This is a genomic window from Falsiroseomonas sp. RANM36, assembly GCF_056682175.1.
Map to the genome: position 1 here is coordinate 405,929 of NZ_JBWXTD010000005.1, position 4,354 is coordinate 410,282.

Annotated in this window: 2 protein-coding genes and 1 pseudogene; 1 reads left to right on the plus strand and 2 read right to left on the minus strand. The window is 72.0% G+C overall.

The features are described from left to right. Positions 1 to 56: 56 nt before the first annotated feature. Together AC1MIR_RS19960 and AC1MIR_RS19965 are read right to left on the minus strand one after the other, a co-directional pair. Positions 57 to 578: a hypothetical protein gene (locus tag AC1MIR_RS19960; RefSeq protein WP_480029938.1), complete on the minus strand. Its 522-nt coding sequence runs from the start codon at positions 576 to 578 to the stop codon at positions 57 to 59. A gap of 118 nt (positions 579 to 696) precedes the next feature. Further along, complete coding sequence (locus tag AC1MIR_RS19965; RefSeq protein ID WP_480029939.1) at positions 697 to 3,921, minus strand: calcium-binding protein; 3,225 nt, start codon at positions 3,919 to 3,921, stop codon at positions 697 to 699. 33 nt (positions 3,922 to 3,954) lie between these two features. On the opposite strand from AC1MIR_RS19965, the pseudogene AC1MIR_RS19970 reads away from it, so the two are divergent. After that, a pseudogene (locus AC1MIR_RS19970) lies at positions 3,955 to 4,354 on the plus strand (hypothetical protein); the annotation flags it as partial.

Here is a 4,354-nt window from a genome sequence, read left to right on the forward strand (position 1 = left end):
CGGCCGGGACGGCCGCGCTTGACCGCCATCGCCGTCCTCGCGGCGCCGCCCCGGCGTCAGGCGAAGCGCTTTCCGATCAGCGGCAGGCGCCGCAGCCAGCCCGGGATCTCGTGCCGGTGCAGAACCAGGATCAGCGCCGCCATCGCCAGCGTGAACACCGCTTCCTTGAACAGCACGCCGCCATCGCCGTAGGGATCGATGCCGAGCGGGCTGACGACATGGAAGAAGATCGCGCCCGCCATCGTCGCGAAGGACAGCGCCGCGCCGGGCACCCGCGTCCAGGGCAGCAGCACCAGCACCGCCGCGACGATCTCCTGCGTCGCGACGAAGAGGCGGAAGGGCTTCTCCCCGCCCGGCGTGCCGAGCCAGTCCGACAGGATGGTGAAGAGATGGACCGAGCCTTCGTTGCCGGTCAGCTTGTATTGTTCGTAGTAGCCGAACTCCCAGGCGATCCAGCCCGCGGCGAGCCAGGAGGCGATGCGCGCCGCCCGCGGCATCGCGGCCAGGCCGGCGGCGCCGATCGGCGCGGCCTGCGCCGGCAGCGGTCGGCCGCCCGTGGAGGTGACGGTGGCGTTCATCGGGCGTGCTCCTCGCGCCGCCCCGCCAGCGCCCCTTGCGCCCGTTCGACGGCCCGACCCTGCTTCGCCGCGCCGCCGCGGAAGTTACACGCGCGCGGCGCGGCGGGCGGGCGGGCCGCTACAGGATGAGGTTCGCCGCCGTGATGCCGCCGGTGTAGTTGTTCAGCGTCACCATGAATTCGGCATTGTTCACGTTGCCGTCGGTGTTGACGATGACGACCGTGTTCGCGCCGGAGACGTACCAGGCGATCTGGTCGTCGGCGTCGAACTCGGCGCCTGGCGATGCCTTCAGGGTCAGGCCCCCGAAGGCGGTGAAGTCCAGCAGATCCGCGCCGGTGCCGAAATCGGTGATGATGTCGTTCGTGTCCGCGGTGCTCAGGAACACGAAGCGGTCGGCGTCGGTGCCGCCGCTCACGCTCCCCGAGAGGGTGTCCGCGCCGTAGCCGCCGATGATGATGTCCTCGCCGCCACGGCCGCGGATCGAGTCGTTGCCCGAGCCGCCATAGAGCGTGTCGGCCAGGCTGGTCGAGCCCGTCAGCGTGTCGTTGCCGGCGCCGCCATAGAGCAGCGGGTTGCCGTTCAGCGAGTCGTGGTCGTTGCCGCCATACAGCGTGCCGCCGCCGGAGGAGCCGGTCAGCGTGTCGTTGCCGTCGCCGCCGATCAGCACGTCGTCGTTGCCGCCGCCCGACATGATGTCGTTGCCCGGCCCGCCATCGATCCAGTCATTGCCGTTGTTGCCGGTGATGTTGTCGTTGCCGCCGCCGCCATAGACCGCGTCGTCGCCGGAACCGGCCGTGACGGTGTCGTTGCCGTCGCCGGCGATGATGTATTCCGAGCCCGAGGTGCCGGTGATGGAATCCGCCCCGTCGCCATAGGTGACATAGGTGCCGCTCGGCGCGGGCGGGGTGGGCGGGTTGTCGTTCGGATCGCCGGCGCCGCGATACGGGCTCGGCAGGAACGGCTCGTCGGCGCCGGCGATGTCGATAACGATCGTCGTCGTCGCGCCGTCCAGCGCCGTCACCACCAGGCTGTCCTGCACGGTGGTGCCGGTGTTCAGCGCCTGCACCGCCAGGTCGCCGTTGCGCAGCGCATAGCTCCAGGCGCCGGTGTCCAGCGCGAAGGTGAAATCGCCATAGGCGCCGGCCAGGCTGCCGGTTCCGAGGAAGCCGGCCTCGCCCGGATCGGGATCCACCACGGCCAGCACGCCCGCGGCGGTCAGCGTGCCGTCCTCGGCGACGCTGCCGGTGGTGCGGCCGGTGAAGGTCGCGGGATCCGCGACCGGGGCGACGACGATCTCCACGAGCTGCGTCGTGATGCCGCCCTTGCCGTCGCTGATCGTCACCGTGAAACTGTCGGTGCCCGAGAAGTTCGCCGCCGGCGTGTACCAGAAGTTGCCGTTGGAGGAGAGCAGCAGCACGCTGCCATGCGCAGGCCCGTCGCCCTCCAGCACCGTGTAGCTCAGCGCGTCGCCGTCCGGGTCGCTGGCCTGGACGTCGCCGGCGATCGAGTTGTCCTCCTCGCCCACGCCGCCGGTGTAGCCCTCGGCGACCGGCGGGTCGCTGACCGGCGAGACCCCCACCTCGACCAGCTGCATGGTCACGCCGCCGCGGCCGTCGCGGATGGTGACGATGAAGCTGTCGGTGCCGTACCAGTCGGGCTCGGGCGTGTAGGTGAAGGCGCCGGTGCCGGCATCCACCAGCACGCCGCCGCTGAACGGCCCGTCGCCCGGCTCCACGGTGAAGACCAGCTCGTCGCCGTCGGCGTCGGAGGCGAGGACCTGGCCGAGCACGGCGGTGTCCTCCTCGCCCGTCCCGCCCTCGAAGCCCTCGGCCACCGGGGCGTCGTTCACCGGCGCGACGGTCACGGCGACGGTCTGCAGGGTGAAGCCGCCCTGCCCGTCGCCGATCGTCACCACGAAGCTGTCCTCGCCGGAGAAATCGGCGTCGGGCGTGTAGGTCGCCTCGCCGCTGCCGGCGTCGATCTGCACGACGCCATGCGCCGGGCCGTCGCCGGGCGCGACGGCGAAGTCCAGCGTGCCGCCGTCCTTGTCCGTGGCGAGGATGGTGAAGGTGACGGGCGCGTCCTCGTCGGTGCCGACCGCGCGCGGCGGCGCCGCGTCCGGTGCGTCGTTCACCGCGGCAACCGAGATCTGCACCAGCTGGAAGGCGAAGCCGCCTTTGCCGTCCGCGATGGTCACGGTGAAGCCGTCGTCGCCATGGAAGTCGGCGTCGGGCGTGTAGAGGAAGCTGCCATCGGCCGCGATGACGACGCTGCCATGCGCAGGGCCGTCGCCGGCCTCGACGCTGAAGGACAGCAGGTCGCCGTCCCCGTCGCTCGCCAGCACCTGGCCGGCGATCGCGGTGTCCTCCTCGCCGGTGCCGCCGGTGAAGCCTTCGGCCAGCGGCAGCGCGTTGGATTGCGCCGGATCGTCGGTCGAGAGCACCAGGTCGTCGGCCGACCACCCGATGCCGCCGCCGACGCGCGAGCCGAGGGTGAGGTCCTTGAAGCCGCCGTCGCTGAAGGCGTCGAAGAAGGCGTCCGTCGCCCCCTCGAAGGCCACGTCGTTGATGCTGATGGACCGGGCCAGGTAGTCGATCGTCACCCGCGTCCCGTCGGCGAGCAGGCCGAGATCGAGCTCGCCCGCCGAGGCGTCCTGCACGAAGCCGCCCTGCAGCGCCCCGTTGGTGTCGCGGATCGTCGCGCCGTCGCTGTCGAGCACCACGCCGGCGCTGCCGCCATTCGCGACGCGCACGGTGAAGCTCGCCTCCACCAGCATGCGGCCCTGCCGGACCTCGAAGTTGATCGCGTCGCCGTCGTTCAGCCGCGTCGCGCCGCCATTCGGGTCGAAGCCGCTGCCGTTGAGGAAGCCGAAGCCGGCATCGTTGGAGAAGACCACGCGGTTGCCGGTCTCGCTGCCGTCCAGGCTCGCGCCCGAGAGCCTGGAGGCATTCGCCCGGCCGAGCCCGGTGATCGCCACCGGGTCATCGGCGCCGTCCAGCGTGCCGCCCACGTCCAGCAGCCGGCCGCCGCCGCCGACATCGGCCAGGTTGTGCGCCACCACGCCCTCGCCCACCCGCAGGTCGCCGCTGGTCGCCACCTGGCCGGCGGCCGCGCTGTCCACGCCATCGTCGAGGTTGATGCCGAGTGCGGCCTGCTGCGCGGCCGTGCCGGTGAAGGCCAGCAGCTGCTGCCACTCGCTGCCGGTGTTGTCATGGGTGCCGCCGGCGAGCGTGCGCGTCGCGAAGTCGTCCGACGATTCCAGCAGCCCGATCTGCGGGCCGCTGTTGCCGCCGTTCTCGTAGCGCACCGCGCGGGTGCCGAACCAGATCTGCTCGATGGCCATGGGCGTGGTTCCTGGTGGCGACGAAGCTCGCCGATGCGCGATCTATCCGCTGCGTCCGACGCAACCGACCACCAACCGGAAATTGCGCACAGCGTTCCGGCCACAACGCGATGCACGTGCTCTACAATGCAGCGGCGGCGCGGCGCCACCGGCCCGCGCGGCGCGGCGACGGCGTCGCCGTGCTGCCGGCGGTCCAGCTTTTCCGCCGGCTTCGCCCGTCCCTGCCACGCCCTGCGCGAGCGTCCCGGCGGTGCCCGCAGGCGGCGCGGCGCGCGCCCCGCCGCGCGCCACGGCTTCCGGCGCACCGCCCTGGTCACCGGCCATGGCGGCAATGCCGAGGCGACCGCGACCGCGGCGATCGAGCTGACGAAGTCGCTCGGCGTGCCGGTGGTCGGCGTCACCTACTGGCAGGCCAGCGCCGACCGCTTCGCCG

Excerpts from the sequence above, each read along its gene's own strand:
- AC1MIR_RS19960 (WP_480029938.1), bottom strand. The coding sequence starts at position 578 with ATGAACGCCACCGTCACCTCCACGGGCGGCCGACCGCTGCCGGCGCAG.
- AC1MIR_RS19965 (WP_480029939.1), bottom strand. The coding sequence starts at position 3,921 with ATGGCCATCGAGCAGATCTGGTTCGGCACCCGCGCGGTGCGCTACGAG.